Origin of the sequence: Paenibacillus sp. WLX2291 (genome assembly GCF_046603665.1) — a bacterium.
Classification (GTDB): Bacteria; Bacillota; Bacilli; order Paenibacillales; family Paenibacillaceae; genus Saccharibacillus.
Window position 1 is genome coordinate 2,349,806 of the sequence record NZ_CP176755.1, and the last position, 14,823, is coordinate 2,364,628.

The 14,823-nt window shown below is 47.9% G+C and carries 14 protein-coding genes; 8 read left to right on the forward strand and 6 right to left on the reverse strand.

Annotated elements, in window-relative coordinates:
• Window positions 1-86 precede the first annotated feature (86 nt).
• Window positions 87-1,292, forward strand: coding sequence for a bis(5'-nucleosyl)-tetraphosphatase (symmetrical) YqeK (gene yqeK, locus ACDE64_RS10185; RefSeq protein WP_411349914.1), 1,206 nt, complete (start codon window positions 87-89; stop codon window positions 1,290-1,292).
• A 207-nt stretch (window positions 1,293-1,499) separates the two neighbouring features.
• Here yqeK and ACDE64_RS10190 read toward each other — a convergent pair whose 3' ends face one another.
• The 3 genes from ACDE64_RS10190 to garR all read right to left on the reverse strand — a co-directional run bounded on the left by ACDE64_RS10190 (window position 1,500) and on the right by garR (window position 5,418).
• The gene (locus ACDE64_RS10190) at window positions 1,500-2,858 is read right to left on the reverse strand and encodes a GntP family permease (RefSeq protein ID WP_411346351.1); all 1,359 of its coding nucleotides are present in this window, start codon (window positions 2,856-2,858) and stop codon (window positions 1,500-1,502) included.
• A gap of 66 nt (window positions 2,859-2,924) precedes the next feature.
• Entirely contained in the window at window positions 2,925-4,370 is a 1,446-nt protein-coding gene (locus tag ACDE64_RS10195; protein ID WP_411349915.1) for a four-carbon acid sugar kinase family protein, read from the reverse strand.
• A 130-nt stretch (window positions 4,371-4,500) separates the two neighbouring features.
• Window positions 4,501-5,418, reverse strand: coding sequence for a 2-hydroxy-3-oxopropionate reductase (gene garR / locus ACDE64_RS10200; protein ID WP_411350263.1), 918 nt, complete (start codon window positions 5,416-5,418; stop codon window positions 4,501-4,503).
• A 179-nt stretch (window positions 5,419-5,597) separates the two neighbouring features.
• Between garR and ACDE64_RS10205 the strand changes: the two genes are divergently transcribed.
• The 4 genes from ACDE64_RS10205 to ACDE64_RS10220 all read left to right on the forward strand — a co-directional run bounded on the left by ACDE64_RS10205 (window position 5,598) and on the right by ACDE64_RS10220 (window position 7,859).
• Window positions 5,598-6,218 (forward strand): GntR family transcriptional regulator, encoded by a 621-nt coding sequence (locus ACDE64_RS10205; protein WP_411349916.1) that lies wholly within the window; start codon window positions 5,598-5,600, stop codon window positions 6,216-6,218.
• Between the two features lie 107 nt (window positions 6,219-6,325).
• Entirely contained in the window at window positions 6,326-6,877 is a 552-nt protein-coding gene (locus ACDE64_RS10210) for a GNAT family N-acetyltransferase (RefSeq protein ID WP_411349917.1), read from the forward strand.
• A gap of 2 nt (window positions 6,878-6,879) precedes the next feature.
• Window positions 6,880-7,431, forward strand: coding sequence for an NUDIX domain-containing protein (locus tag ACDE64_RS10215; protein WP_411349918.1), 552 nt, complete (start codon window positions 6,880-6,882; stop codon window positions 7,429-7,431).
• Entirely contained in the window at window positions 7,428-7,859 is a 432-nt protein-coding gene (locus ACDE64_RS10220) for a VanZ family protein (protein WP_411349919.1), read from the forward strand. Before ACDE64_RS10215 ends, ACDE64_RS10220 begins: the two co-directional genes overlap by 4 nt.
• 220 nt (window positions 7,860-8,079) lie before the next feature.
• On the opposite strand, the gene ACDE64_RS10225 is transcribed toward ACDE64_RS10220, so the two are convergent.
• The 3 genes from ACDE64_RS10225 to ACDE64_RS10235 all read right to left on the reverse strand — a co-directional run bounded on the left by ACDE64_RS10225 (window position 8,080) and on the right by ACDE64_RS10235 (window position 11,176).
• The gene (locus ACDE64_RS10225) at window positions 8,080-9,165 is read right to left on the reverse strand and encodes a S66 peptidase family protein (RefSeq protein WP_411349920.1); all 1,086 of its coding nucleotides are present in this window, start codon (window positions 9,163-9,165) and stop codon (window positions 8,080-8,082) included.
• 230 nt (window positions 9,166-9,395) lie between these two features.
• Entirely contained in the window at window positions 9,396-10,373 is a 978-nt protein-coding gene (locus ACDE64_RS10230) for an aldo/keto reductase (protein ID WP_411346358.1), read from the reverse strand.
• A gap of 20 nt (window positions 10,374-10,393) precedes the next feature.
• Complete coding sequence (locus ACDE64_RS10235; protein WP_411349921.1) at window positions 10,394-11,176, reverse strand: ABC transporter ATP-binding protein; 783 nt, start codon at window positions 11,174-11,176, stop codon at window positions 10,394-10,396.
• A gap of 105 nt (window positions 11,177-11,281) precedes the next feature.
• Here ACDE64_RS10235 and ACDE64_RS10240 point away from each other — a divergent pair, with 105 nt between their 5' ends.
• Genes ACDE64_RS10240 through ACDE64_RS10250 form a run of 3 tightly spaced genes read left to right on the forward strand, consistent with a single transcriptional unit; the run spans window position 11,282 to window position 14,796 of the window.
• Window positions 11,282-12,247 (forward strand): ADP-ribosylglycohydrolase family protein, encoded by a 966-nt coding sequence (locus ACDE64_RS10240; protein ID WP_411349922.1) that lies wholly within the window; start codon window positions 11,282-11,284, stop codon window positions 12,245-12,247.
• Window position 12,248: 1 nt separating this feature from the next.
• Window positions 12,249-12,992 carry a DUF1361 domain-containing protein gene (locus ACDE64_RS10245; RefSeq protein WP_411349923.1) on the forward strand — a complete coding sequence of 248 codons (744 nt, stop codon included), beginning with the start codon at window positions 12,249-12,251 and terminating at the stop codon, window positions 12,990-12,992.
• A gap of 19 nt (window positions 12,993-13,011) precedes the next feature.
• Window positions 13,012-14,796, forward strand: coding sequence for a sensor histidine kinase (locus ACDE64_RS10250; protein WP_411349924.1), 1,785 nt, complete (start codon window positions 13,012-13,014; stop codon window positions 14,794-14,796).
• Window positions 14,797-14,823: the final 27 nt, after the last annotated feature.

Below are 14,823 nucleotides of genomic sequence, written 5' to 3' on the forward strand. Positions count from 1 at the left end.
ATGACTGATCAATCTTTTTTATATATACGCTAGAAATAACTGCAATGCTATATTCAACATGCCCAATAGATGGAGGGAACTTGAGAATGCACAATCAAACATGGGATATTCCGCTGCACAAACTGGATATTCCTCAGTCCATATCGAGGTATGTTCCACCACTGACTGAATCACTGAATGAACAAAGAATGCTAAACGATTATATAGCATATTTTTTTGAACATAATGACGCATTGGATACGTGGAAGCATTGTCAGGAAGTTGCGAATCAGGCGCAGCAGCTGGCACAGCGGTATGATCAGGATGTGCACATCGCGGTGCTGGGTGGGTGGCTGCATGATATGTCTACCGTCATTCCAGACCAGCACAAGCTGGAGTTGGCGCTACAATTGGGGCTGGAGGTAGTAGATGCGGAGCGACAGGTTCCTTTTCTACTGCATCAAAAATTGTCTGCGTGGATGGCGGAGCATGTATTTGGTTTGGACGATCCGGCATTACTCAGTGCGATCAGTTGTCATACGACGTTAAAAGGAAAGATGGCGCAGATGGATAAGTTGCTGTTTATCGCGGATAAGCTGTCGTGGGCATCGTCGGATTCGGCACCGTATCTATCTTTGATGCGGCAGGCGGTGGATGGTTCGCTGGATGATGCGATTGATGTGTATGTTGATTATATTTTCGGTGAACCGGGCAGATTGGCTGTTGTGCATCCGTGGATGCAGGCAGCACGGCGCACGCTAGAAATGGAGCGTTATTACTATTCATTGAGCACGTTATCTTCGCCAATCGTGTGGGGACCAGTGACGGCTTCTTTTCAGCCAGCAGCGCAGTTGTCGCCACAACAACAAGCATTGATCAGCAATGTGTCGATTGTGCCGATGGTCGGCAATCAGGTGGTGATGATTCGACTGACCGATGGACGCTGGGAATTGCCAGGCGGTACGCTGGAACCGGGTGAACGTCCACTGGAAGGATTGCGGCGCGAAGTCGTAGAGGAGATCGGTGGGACGCTGCTAGACTATCAGGTGTTTGGCTATTTTGACTGTCGTTCCTCATCGGATGTGCCGTACCGTCCGCATATTCCGCATCCGCAATTTATCCGATTGGCGGGATATGGGCAGGTGCAGCTGGATGGTCAGCCGCTGAATCCGTTGGATGGAGAGCAGGTGGAGATTGTAGATGTAGTGAGTATGGAGGAAGCAGAGCAGCGCTTTCGTAGTACAGGACGTCATGATCTGGCGGACTTTTATCTTATGGGATATAAGGCTTGGCAATATGATCAATCGGATTAGTATAAGATCCAGATGTGTATAGGATCGGAACGACTACACTTACTTGCATATCGTTTGTATGAATATAGGTAAGAACATGTTGTATGAAATGTTCTATATGAACACTCACACGAAAACACTTCCTGCTGGAACAAGCTGCGCTAGCATTGCCAAGCGTACTTGAGTCCAATCAAGAAGTGTTTTTAAGTAGCAAATATTCCGGTGAATCTACACAAACACACTCAGAATCATCACGATACCAAAAGCGACAAAGCCGAGTAGCGTCTCCATCACGGTCCATGTTTTTAGCGTATCTGGTACGGACAGATTCAGATATTGCTTCACAATCCAGAAGCCTGAATCGTTCACATGGGATAAAATGATAGAGCCTGCGCCGGTAGCGAGCACGAGCAATTCAGGGCTTACACCCGGCATCGTAACGGCAATCGGTGCGACAATTCCGGCAGCAGTCGTCATGGCAACGGTAGCCGAACCCACTGCTGCGCGAATCAGACCGGCGATCAGGAAGGCGAGCAAGAGTGGTGACAGATGCGCCGTCTGGGCAAAGGCAGCGATAGCATCACCGACACCACTGGCAGTCAGAATTTTGTTGAATCCGCCACCTGCACCGATCAGCAATACGATGGAAGCGACCGGACCAAGACAATCATTAGTAAAGGTGAGCAATTGCTTGCTGTTGAATCCGCGTGCATACCCGAACGAATAGAGCGAGAATAGCAGCGCGATCAATAGTGCAATTACGGGACTACCAATAAAATCAACGACCTGACGGAACATATTCGTTTCCGGCAAAATCAGACTGACAACGGTGGAGATCAGCATCAGAATCACCGGCAGCAAAATCGTAAACAATGTAATGCCGAAGCCGGGTAATTCCTTTTGCTTCGTTTCGGTAAATTGCTCCATCAGCTCGCTGCTGCCTTGAACTACAATCCGTTTGGAAATCCAGCTGCCGTACAGTGGACCGGCAATCGCTGCCGCCGGGATAGATACGATCAGCGCGAGGAAGATTGTTTTACCAACATCCGCGCTGAAAATGCCTACTGCCAGCATTGCCGCCGGATGGGGCGGAATCAGACTATGTACAACCGCAAGCCCAGCGAGCAGCGAGATGCCGATTTTGATCAGCGAGGTGCCGGTTTTCTTGGCGATGACAAAGACGAGCGGGAATAGCAGTACAATACCAACCTGAATAAAGACGGGAATCCCACAAATGACAGCGACAACCATCATCGCCCAGTGAACATTTTTCTCGCCAAAGACGCGTACCATTGTATTGGCAATACGCTCGGCACCGCCGGATTCCGCCATCAGTTTACCAAGCATCGTACCGAGTCCCAGTACAATTGCGATAAAGCCGAGGACACTGGCGACTCCTTCCTGAAACGAGCTAACGATATCTTTGAGCGGCATACCGGCGATCAGACCCATAAATACCGCACCGAGAATGAGGGCGATAAACGGATTCATTTTGAAGCGGGCAATCAATACGATCAGCCCGATGATAGAGATGGCTGCATAGAGCAGCAGACTAGCATTATGACTTAAACCGAATACAGCGTACATAGGTTGTCCCTCCTGCATACATTTGGTAGGGAGAGCAGTGAAGGCTCTCCGTCTACCGATTGGAATTTACGAGTGATGCTGTTGTATGTTGTCTACAGTTTCCCGCAGTGTGGTATCGTTGCCGACATTGCCAGGGAATACGATATAAGGAATGCCATGGAATTTGGCTTCTGCACCTGTCAGCCAGACCGGGATACCAGCGCTCACCTGACCAAGTACTAGCGCACGTTGAATGGATAGACCACGGGTAGCGACATCACTTGAAGTGATTCCGCCCTTGGCGATAATAAACTTCGGAGCGACCTGCAACGATTGCACAATATGCACCAGCGCCGCAGAGACGGTAGCACTAATCTGGAAATTGTCCACCTTAGTACTTGCGGTAATCAGGCGACGACTGCTATACACAACGACATTGGTTCCGCTAGATAGATGGGTATTGGCTGCATGCTGTACACGCTGGATTTCTGGCTCACGGGTAGCATCATCCAATAGCTGCTCCACATTCATTTCCAATCCGATCACATGCTCCAATTGCAATAACTGCTCCAGCTGGCGCGTTGTCTTCTGTACGTACGAGCCAACAATGACGATACCGCCGTGCTCACTTTGCGCATCCGCAATGAGCTGATCCGCCGAAAGGTAATCTACATCGTTAATGCCTGCATACGATTTGACAAAGGAAGCTGCTGTACGGAAAATAAAGCGTTTACCATTTTGCTCTGCCCGTAGTAGTGCCAATGACAGCAGATCCATATCAGCGTACGAGATGACATTTGCGATAATCGGTACATTGTCTGTTGCCTGCATGAGCAGTGCATCGACCTGTTGGGGATGGCTACGCAGTTGCTCTAGCGAAATGACCAGACATTGAGAGGCGGTGAAGCGATCTGCCGTTTTCTCGGCTACCCATTGTGTAAGATCGCCGTTCTTGTATCCGAATACGCTATCCTGTGCAAATTCGGTTTCGTGCACTGGAATCAGCACAGCGTTATCTAGCATATAGTGGGTATTATTGATCGTAAATCGTCCGCCTTCTAAGAAAGCCGGAATGATCAGGTGCCCATCAAAAGAATGCCCCTGTCGCTTCGACACCTCCTCTGCCAGCACATCAATTTCCAGCGGATAATACCCGCGCAGCATCGAATCACTGCGGCTAATAAATGTAAATTCCTGTCCAACCTTGTCTGCCACTTTGCATACATTAGCGGCAATCTCGCGATTGATGCGTTCAGCGCTATCCGCATCCATTCCGCGTGTATTGGTCAAAATGTAAAACACCGGCTCTGGCGCCAGAAAAGCCTGTCGCAATAGTTCCTCATCCCACTGCGTGAGTACATAAATATCATGTACCGTCTGTACACCGGTTGGATCATCATCCAACACGATGATTTTGCGATTGCGTTGTTGTTGCCACTTCGCAATTTGCTGCCGTGCGCCGTCCAGCGGCGCTTCAGCAGGCAGATGTTGCGAAAGTTGTTCCAGTGTTACTTTGGAAAAAGGGGTATTCATTCTGCTCACCTCATGTCGTGATTTTGGTAGTATTTGTACGGCGGGCTAATATATGCGATGAATTGGCGGGTATTGGTGAAAATGACTCTTATCCCATACAGTCATGCTAATGATCAGTGGATCACAGATATCAATTTGCGGAATTCGCTCGAACCTCAACGCCTGCCAACTTTTCAAAATACTGCACGATTCCGCCGTGATCATCTGCTGCTTTGCCATCAATTTTTAACGCATGGAAGATTTCGAGCAGTTGGCTGCTGAGCGGTAGCGGAACTCCGATGTCATGCGCTGTTTCCATTACATTGGTCATATCCTTCAGATTAATATCGATTCGTCCGCCAGCGACAAAGTTACGTTCCAGAATGAGCGGTACTTTGGCATCCAGTACGGCACTGCCTGCCAGACCGCTACGAATCGCCTGATACATATTGCCAATATCGATCCCGGCTTTGGCAGCGAAGACGAGTGCTTCCGACATCGCAGCAATATTCAGGTTGACGATAATCTGGTTTGCCAGCTTGGCAGTCGCCCCAGAGCCGTTATCGCCGACTCGAATGACCTGACTACCCATCACTTGCAGTATTGGCAAAATAGAAGTGAATACGCTCTCATCTCCGCCTGCCATAATAGCCAGCGTACCGTCGATCGCTTTGGGTTCGCCACCACTAACAGGGGCATCGATCATATGTAAACCGGCAGCTTGTACAGCGGTGGCAATATCCCGTGAGATGACTGGTGATATGGAACTCATATCGACAATAATAGTGCCTGGAGCCGCCCCTTGCAGAACACCATTCTCACCAAGTACGACCTGCTGTACATGACTGGAGTTCGGCAACATCGTGAACACGATCTCGCTCTGCGCTGCCACATCTGCCGGAGTTGCACCACTATTCGCACCTTGTGACATGAGATGATCTACGGCGGCTGTATTAATATCGAATACAGTTACCTGATGACCAGCTTGTAGCAAGTTACTCACCATAGGTCGTCCCATAATACCTAACCCGATAAATCCTAAACGTTTTTGCATTGTATTTCCTCCTATCCTGCTTTTGAAAGCGGTATCAGTCTCTCTTCGAAAGTTATTGTACACAATAATTTAATTTTTGTATACAATTTTAAAGAAAATGTATTCTTTTTAAATTTGATCTCTTGAAAGCTTCTTAGTATCAGGTTGTGCATTAAAATGATTTTCGCTAAAGTAAACTACAGAGGTGAACAACAATGGAACAGGATCATGGCAAAGTGCGTTCCGCTTATGCACAATCGTATGAAGTGCTGCGGGATATGATTTTGAACGGTCATTTAAAACAGGGAATCAAGTTAACTGAGGAAAAGCTGGCTACCGAGCTAGGTGTCAGCCGTACACCGATTCGTGAAGCGATCCGCAAGCTGGAGCAGGAAGGGCTAATCGTCAACAAACGAGTGGTCAAGCTGACGGAGACGGATTTGCGTAATACATTTGAATTACGCATGCTGCTCGAAGGGTATGCCGCGCGCAGTGCCGCCACATTTCTATCCACCGCTGAGCTGGATAAGCTCAAGCACTGTGTGCAGATTGGCAGAGAAGGTAGCAAGGACGAGATTATGGAAGCTAACCGCGAATTTCACGAGATCATTATGCAGGCGAGCAACAATGCACGGATGATCGATCTGTTTGATCAGATGCAATCGGTCATTTACTTGTTCCGGCAAAAGGTTGTACTGCATGACCGACCATTTCTGATCGAAGAACATGCGCGGATTTGCGAAGCGATTCAGGCGCATGACGGCGATACGGCAGAGAAGCTGATGAAGGAGCATTTACAGGCGGATTTGGACTTTTGTCTGCATTTGATTCGTTAAGGGGTAGTATGTATTCGTAAGTTGATCGTTCATAAGATGATCTCAAAGAAGCAAGCTAAGATTGCAAACAAGTATGAAATCCACACAACCAAAGGAGGTCGCACAACATGATTATCCGCCATGCCAGACCGGGCGATGAAGCAGGGATTGCCATCGTTCATGTACATAGCTGGCAGACGACCTATGCTGGGTTGCTGGATATGGCGTATTTACAGCAATTGTCCGTGCCGCAACGTCAGCAGGCATGGCAGGAGCAATTGAAACGAATGAATGAGCAGTATCAGTTACTAGTGTTAGAGAATGAAGCGGGCGTAATTACCGGCTTTATTAGCGGTGGAAGCAGTCGTGAACTATCTGTATCCAACATAAACGGACAGCGCGAGGGGGAGATCTACGCGCTGTATTTGGTATCATCTGCACAAGGGCAAGGCTGGGGTGGACAATTGCTGTCCCGAATGCTGCAATGGCTGCAACAACAGCAGTATGATCATGTGATCGTCTGGGCACTGCGCGACAATCCAGCTGTGCGCTTTTACCAGCATTACGGAGCTGTACCTTACAAGGAACAAACGATCAAAATCGGCCGCAAATTGTACCGTGAAACCGCACTGCGATGGAGAGATATACAGAAGCAATCATACATAGCAAAGGAGTGGTGAAGATGAGTATACGCATATCCTGTCTCTGTCTGTTTGAGCATGAGGGACGATATTTGTTTCAAGAAGCGATTTATGCCAGTAGTGGACGTATCATGTATCGTCCAATCGGCGGAACGATAGAATATGGCGAGCGCAGTATCGATACCGTTGTGCGCGAAGTGCAGGAGGAGATTGGTGCTGTTATTGAGCAGCCTAGCTTACGTTATGTGATCGAAAATCATTACCAAACCAATAGACTGGAAATCGCCGAAATCAACGGTGTACAGGTAGAGGAGCTGCCTGAACATCCGCAATACGGGCATGACCTGGCTTTTATTTATGAAGGGAAGTTGCCGGATCAACAGTGGTATGAGCAGGAAGTGATCGAAGGTATAGAAGGAGAGGCGACGTATCGAGCGGTGTGGAAAACGCTAGAGGAAATAGAGCACCATCCACATGCATTGCTAGTACCGAATGGATTGCTGGAATTGCTGCTTGCTGATACGACGGGGGAGCACTACACTTCGCTTGAGCATCATAGAGTACAATCGCCATCTTCCATGCAATCTGTATGATGCGAACAAGAATCGCTGCTTTTTTGGTGATTGGGTATACGATTTTGCTGGTGTATTGGATGTTTTTCGGATTTGGTCGTCATGCGCCCGACGAGGATACGCCGTATCGGTATAATGTGATTCCGTTGCGAACCATTGCTGATTTTGCAACGATGCGTATTGGGACGACGATGGATCAGTGGATTAATTTGCTAGGAAATGTCGTTGTGTTTGTGCCGTTTGGTTTGTTGATTCCGGTCGTGCGTAGTGTGAGGGTGCTGCCGTTTGCAGGTGCATTTGCATTATTCATTCTAGTACTGGAAATCTTGCAGTTGATAACGAGACGTGGAACATTCGATGTGGATGATATTGTGCTGAATACGCTGGGCGCTTGTCTGGGCTACGGTATTTTGCATGGCGTTCGGCATCTATTAATAAGAAGAAAATGATAACATCCCCTGTGGCTGCATCTGGATCGTACACTGACTTGGGAACGGATTATTTTTAAAGTTCCGGCAGGTACAAGTCAATTTATCGATATGAGCAGCACAGGGGATGTTGTGGTAAGAATACGTATGAAGTTAGGATTGAAGGTAAAGCTGTTGATCAAGTGATGCTTTGCTGCATCTAGTAAAGTTTTTTTAGAAGGTAGTTTTCAAAATGTAGCGCTTAGTTCAGCGTCTGAACAATGGTTCCTTTGCCGTCTGTTACTGTAAGCTCTGCTTTTGCGCCGTTAATCAACGTTACCTGCGGCGGAATATGACCGATATCCACGTTGTAAATAACCGGGAAATCCAGCTCGTCAAACGCACTATGTAACGCATCGATCAGTTTGAAGTTTTTTACCGGTACATAACCAGCAGGACGACCGATCAATACAGCACGCGTATGCTGGAACCAGCCATTTTGCTGTAATTGCCATAGATGACGGTATATATCGGCGGCGTTCATCTCGCAGCTCTCTAGATACCAGATGATACCGTCTTCTTTTCCATATTGCTCAATAAAAGAGGGAACTGGTGCCCAAACGGTTCCTGTTAACGGTGTTAGTACATCCAGACATCCGCCCAGCAGTCGACCAGACACCCTGATCTCGGCTTGCTTCTGTTGTTCCTGACCGAGAATCTCCCAGCGTGTCGGCGCATCCAGCTTGAATCCCGCTTTGCTAAAATCACTAGTTGATTGGTAATGAGCAGACGACTGCTGTTCCACTGGTTGCCCGGCAACGGCGGTCAACAGATCATGCCAGCGCGATGTCGTCTCGTCATCCGCCCGTGCAATATCGACGCCGCTCGGTCCGTGAGCACTAGCATAACCAGTATACAAGGTATATACGAATGTTAACGTACTCGTATCAGAAAAGCCCAGAATCCATTTTGGTGGCAATGTCCGAATTTGCTCCCAATCTAGTAGCGGCAGTAGTTCCATCAGAAATTCGCCGCCCCACGGTGGAATGATGGCTTTGATCTGCGGATCAAGCAGGAATTGTTGCAGCTCAGCGGCACGTTCTTTTTTCGGTACACTTACGCATTTGTCATCTGTCCATACACTGGTGCCGATCACTGGCTCATAGCCAAGTGATGTCAAATAATCGCGCATATCATGAACAAGATGATGCAGCTGGGTGGGCACTCCACTGGATGGCGCGGTAACGGCAACCTTGTCGCCGGGCTGTAATGCAGGTGGAAACTGTATGTGCTGTGGATATGTAAAATTCGAATCGGTATGAGCGGAATGCTTGGAGAAATGGGACATCGGTTAACCTCCTTTGAATAGGAACAACATAGTAATATAACTAGAAGATGCGTAGAATGTGCATCCAACATAGAGTATGAAATCATTGCATATAACGCATAGTATAATCGTAACGTATGCAGGAAAAGGATGTAAACATGGATCAACAGATTGCATATCCATGTACATCCCGTATACCTCTGTAAGAGGCTAAACCTACATAACAAGGGTGGAGAGAACGATCATGTTGCTTACCAGAGACGATAAGTAGCGAATGGTTCACTATAACGAAACGGCTTGCTCAGATGCTCCAATTCTGCCTTTACTTCATCGCTCAGCGTAATATTGACGCTATGCATATTATTGTGTAGCTGGGAAACGGACGTAGCACCGGCGATGATGCTGGATACTGCTGGTTGCTCCATCAGCCATGCTAATGACAATACCGCCGGATCGATAGACATCGAGCGCGACAACCAGCTGATTCCGTCAGCCAGACCGATACGTTCGCCAGTCATCAGACGATTAAATGAAGGGTCTTTATCCGCACGCGACCCAGCTGGTGCTTCGTCCTCTTGCGAATATTTGCCAGTCAGAATGCCACCTGCCAATGGAAAATAAGGAATGATACCGACGCCCTGATCCAGACAAAGCGGAATCAATTCCTGTTCCGGAGTACGGTCGGCAAGGGAATACGACGTTTGCAAAGAGATAAAGCGCTCTACTCCCAAGCGGTCGCTCAGACCTAGCGCCTTCATTAGCTCCCATGCAGCATAGTTGGAAGCGCCGATATATCGAACTTTACCGGACTGCACCATATGCTCCAGCGTACGCAATGTTTCGTCCAGCGGCGTTTTCGGATCAAACGTATGAATCTGGTATAGATCAACATGATCGGTTTGCAGTCGGCGCAGACTGTCATCCAGCTCACGTTGCAAATGATACCGCGACGACCCTTGCTGATTGGCACCATCCCCGCGTGGTAATCCTGCTTTGGTGGCGAGAATGACCTGCTGCCGTTTGCCATTTTTCAAGCCTTCGCCAATAATTTCCTCCGAAGCAGTATTGGCGTAAATGTTGGCAGTATCAATAAAGTTAATGCCGCTATCAATGGCAGCATGCAAAATTTGAATTGATGTTTTTTTATCGGCACGTTTACCGAAGGAATTGGTTCCGAGACCGAGCAGGGAAACTTGCAAGCCGCTGCGGCCGAGATATCTGTATTTCATAGATGAATGACTCCTTTCGGCTAGTTGCCAGTTAGACGGATGGAATAGCGTTCTCCAGGTTCTGGGCGCACATCGACACCGGTTTGGAAAAATTCGCTCAGACGCTGGGAGTCCAGCATATCCGCTGTATTGCCAGCGGCGAATATATCGCCATCGCGCAGCAACAGCGTTTTGTTAAAGCAAGGCATAATCTCTTCAATATGATGGGTGACATAGATTAGTGTTGGTGCGTTTTCCTGCATGGCAATTTGTTGAACCCGGTGCAATAGCTGATCGCGTGCGAAAATATCCAGCCCGGTACATGGCTCATCCAGAATGAGCAATTCCGGTGACGCCATCAGTGCGCGGGCAATGAGGATACGTTGCCGCTCTCCTTGAGATAGGGTATCATAAGTGCGTCCGGTCAGATGCTGCGCATCCAGTTGACGCATCAGGAGTTGTGCTTGTTCGCGATCACTGTCGGCAACTTCGGTATAAATGCCGATTGATGCAAATTTGCCGCTCAGTACGATCTGTTCTGCCACATCGCGACCGTGTAATCGCTGCTGTAATGAAGTACTAACCCAGCCGATCTTTTTGCGATGCTCGCGCAGATTGACCTCGCCGAATCTCTCCCCAAGTACAGAGATATTTCCGGTGGTGGGCCAGATGTATCCGTTGATCATGTTAAGCAGTGTCGTTTTGCCGGAGCCGTTCAGACCTAGCAGACACCAGTGTTCGCCAGGCTGTACTTGCCAAGACACGTCGCCGATGATCAGCCCGGTTTCCCTGCGCCAGCTGGCGTGCTGAATATCAATAATCATGCTGCTCACTCCTCTATAGATTACATACGATTATAGCATCAATGTTATGTGGAATCATACGCATAAACAAGGAATATACCAACTTACCGAAAGGAAAGATACCTTATGAATACAAATGAACGTGTACGCGATGGCATTATTGGGCTGTTTGTCGGTGATGCAGTAGGCGTACCTTATGAATTTCAAAATCGTCAGGAAATTGCCGCTCATCCAGCTACAGATATGATTGGCTATGGCACGCACAATCAACTGCCAGGCACATGGTCTGACGATAGTACGATGACGTATTGTTTGTTGTACAGTTTGATAATGCATCCACAATTGAATACAGATGATCTCGGTCGCCGATTTATTCAGTGGTATCGGCAGGGATTATGGACAGCACATGATGAACTGTTTGATATCGGTATTGCGACTTCGCAAGCGATTGCCCTCATCGAAAGTGGCACTGTGCCTGTAGAAGAAGCGGGCGGAACGGACGAATATAGCAATGGTAACGGTTCGCTGATGCGTATTTTGCCACTTGTATATCGACTGGATGGACTGGATATTGCGACACGGTATGAATGGGTGCGCCGTGTATCTTCGCTCACGCATCGGCATCCGGTATCGCTACTGGCAGGCGTGATCTATATCGAACTCGGACTGGAATTGCTACATGCTGACAGACGTTCGATCGCCGATTGTTATGCGTCAGCATGTCAGACGATACAAATGAATTATGCACAGCATGCTGAATATGCACGATTTGAACGTGTGGTAAACGGTTCGCTGACGCATGCTTCTATAGAAGAAATCTCATCAAGCGGCTATGTGCTGCATACGCTGGAAGCGTCGATCTGGACACTGCTGCATACAGATCATTATGAAGATGCGGTGCTGAAGGCGGTTAATCTTGGGCTGGATACCGATACGACTGGTGCAGTAACGGGCGGGCTTGCAGGCATTTATTACGGATATGAGCAGATTCCTGCACATTGGCGGAAGCAACTGGTGCGGCGGGAAGAAATTGAGGAAGTTTGTGAGCGATTTGCCGCGACATTGTCTCATACAGGGCAAGGAGGGGCGTAGGATGAATGATAGTATCTGGGGAACAAAGCCGTGGACAGGCAAGTTGATATTATTAGGTGCTCTCTTAGTCGCGACATTGTTCTGCGTCTGGCTCGGTATGCATCTGCGCGTATATACGGGACGTGAGCTGTATCGATTTTTGAACTGGGATATCTTCCTTGCGTGGGTGCCGGTTGTACTTGCACTTATACTGGATGGCATATTGAGTTTGTATACACAGCGGCGCATGCGCTGGCACGGTAAGCTGCTGGTTGGATTTGTGGGCTTGTGCTGGTTGTTATTTTACCCGAATGCGGCTTATCTAGTGACAGATCTGATTCATCCGTTTGTGCATTATCGTCCGAATGGACGTTTTGTTAAGGATCTGGAATTCTGGTATCATCTGTATTTATTTTTCAGTGCTGGGTTGCTTGGTTTGGGGTTGGGGGCTTATGCGCTATCGTCGGTGCAGCAGCATATTGCTGAAGCTTACGGGCAGGTGCGCGGCTGGATTTTCGCGGCGATGATTCTGGTATTGAGCAGCATTGGTATTTACATTGGGCGATTTATTCGCTGGAATAGCTGGGATGTATTTACTGATCCCCATAAGATTCTAAATGATGTTATGATGATCATAACAGACCCGTCGGAGCTTCATTTTATGGTCGTATTTACCGGCATGATCCTGATGATCAGTGTGCTGGGTTATATTTTGATGAGAGGCGGCATGTATATGATCCGCCGCACCAGCCAACGCTGGGGATGATGAAGGAGTGCGAAGAACGATGTACCGCTATAACCTATTCACCAAGATTGTGCTGCTTGTCGTATTGATGTTGATTCCGGTAATTGTGCTGTATAGTTATTCTAATCGGACGACTGCGGATGTGCTGAGTGAGGAGCTTAACAAGTCCAATATGAATCAGCTGAGCTTTTTTCAAAATCAGGTGAATACGAATATCGAGCTGCTGGCATCGTGGCCGAATCTGCTCATTCATGATCCCGATATTGTCAGCTTTAACGATCTGTATTTGCAAAATGATTATCTAAATCTGGATGCAATCAATTTGGTCAAGCGTATCCAGAGCAAGCTGGCAATTCAGGAAAGTTCCTCGAACTGGCGCAGCCATCTGTCCATTTATTCGCCGTCCCTACAGCGACTTGTAACGGATAACGATGTGACCAGCATTAACAAAAGGGAAGCCTTGCAAAGCTTTCATTCTGGTTGGCAAGTAAGTCGTGAACCGGGCGGGAATATGACAGGTACGACGAATGGCACAGCGACGACGTTGCCGCCAACGTTTCTATTCTCATGGACATCCATTTCACCATATAATGCAACCGTAGAAGCAGACAATATTAGTACCGTTGTCAAAGTACAATTTGATAGCGGTAACATACAGGATATGCTAGATAAATTCAAAAGCGATGGACGTCGCGATCCATTTTATTACAATCCGTCCTTCGGCACCATCTATAATCGTTCGGCAGATCACGGGCTGACTGATCAATTGATTGCGTCCTTGCATGAACAGCCGCTGCAAGATTTGGAAAGTCGGACGATCAATGTGCAAGGCAAGCCGTATATGGTCAACGTAGTGCGTTCCGAGGCGACAGGCTGGTATATGGTTGATTATATTCCGCTGGATGATATTTTGAAGCCGATCTACGATTCGAATCGGCTATTTTATTTGGCGATGATTGTACTGCTGCTCATGAGCTGCCTGGCTTCTTATCTGCTGTATGCGCAGGTGCAGGTGCCGATGCGGCAATTGATCTACGGATTCAATCGACTCAAGCAGGAAGATTACTCCGTTCGCATCAAGCCGAAGGGACGTAACGAATTTGCATATTTGGCGGATCGCTTCAATTCGATGGTATCGCAGATTCAGACGCTGTTTGAACATGTCTATTTGGAAAAGATTCATGTGCGTGAGGCACGTCTGAAGCAGCTGCAATCGCAGATCAATCCGCATTTCTTCTATAATTGTTTTTCATTTATTACGAGTATGGCGAAGCTGAACAACCAGCAGGCAGTGATTGCGATGTCCAAAAATCTATCCCAGTATTACCGTTATACAACGCGTCAGGAGCGCGATCTGGTGCCGCTAGCAGAAGAAACAGCGTTTGTTAGCAACTATTTGGCAATTCAGCAAATGCGCATGTCGCGGCTTCATTATACAATTGAGTTAGAGGATGAACTGCGCGAAGTGCCGATTCCGCCGCTTATGATCCAACCGTTAGTCGAGAATGCAGTTATTCACGGAGTAGAGCCGTATTCGGCAGCAGGGCATATTGGTATCAAAGGCTGGCGTGAACAGGATCGCTGGTATATTAGCGTCGAAGACGATGGCAAAGGATTAGATGAGGAACGTCGCTTTAAATTGTGGAACAGCTTGCAGCAGCCACTTGGTGAGGAAATGGGCTGCGGGCTGTGGAATGTACATCAACGGATGCAATTACGCTTTGGCGAGGATGCGGGTGTCATTTTGTCGCAATCTGATCTGGGCGGACTAAAAGTAACACTGAGTTGGCAAGTGGAAATGGCAGACAGCCGTACCATTGCGTAAACGGCTTACATGCAATGGACAGAGTAT

Coding starts and splice junctions, on each gene's coding strand:
- yqeK (WP_411349914.1), top strand. CDS start 87: ATGCACAATCAAACATGGGATATTCCGCTGCACAAACTGGATATTCCT.
- ACDE64_RS10190 (WP_411346351.1), bottom strand. CDS start 2,858: ATGTACGCTGTATTCGGTTTAAGTCATAATGCTAGTCTGCTGCTCTAT.
- ACDE64_RS10195 (WP_411349915.1), bottom strand. CDS start 4,370: ATGAATACCCCTTTTTCCAAAGTAACACTGGAACAACTTTCGCAACAT.
- ACDE64_RS10205 (WP_411349916.1), top strand. CDS start 5,598: ATGGAACAGGATCATGGCAAAGTGCGTTCCGCTTATGCACAATCGTAT.
- ACDE64_RS10210 (WP_411349917.1), top strand. CDS start 6,326: ATGATTATCCGCCATGCCAGACCGGGCGATGAAGCAGGGATTGCCATC.
- ACDE64_RS10215 (WP_411349918.1), top strand. CDS start 6,880: ATGAGTATACGCATATCCTGTCTCTGTCTGTTTGAGCATGAGGGACGA.
- ACDE64_RS10220 (WP_411349919.1), top strand. CDS start 7,428: ATGATGCGAACAAGAATCGCTGCTTTTTTGGTGATTGGGTATACGATT.
- ACDE64_RS10225 (WP_411349920.1), bottom strand. CDS start 9,165: ATGTCCCATTTCTCCAAGCATTCCGCTCATACCGATTCGAATTTTACA.
- ACDE64_RS10230 (WP_411346358.1), bottom strand. CDS start 10,373: ATGAAATACAGATATCTCGGCCGCAGCGGCTTGCAAGTTTCCCTGCTC.
- ACDE64_RS10235 (WP_411349921.1), bottom strand. CDS start 11,176: ATGATTATTGATATTCAGCACGCCAGCTGGCGCAGGGAAACCGGGCTG.
- ACDE64_RS10240 (WP_411349922.1), top strand. CDS start 11,282: ATGAATACAAATGAACGTGTACGCGATGGCATTATTGGGCTGTTTGTC.
- ACDE64_RS10245 (WP_411349923.1), top strand. CDS start 12,249: ATGAATGATAGTATCTGGGGAACAAAGCCGTGGACAGGCAAGTTGATA.
- ACDE64_RS10250 (WP_411349924.1), top strand. CDS start 13,012: ATGTACCGCTATAACCTATTCACCAAGATTGTGCTGCTTGTCGTATTG.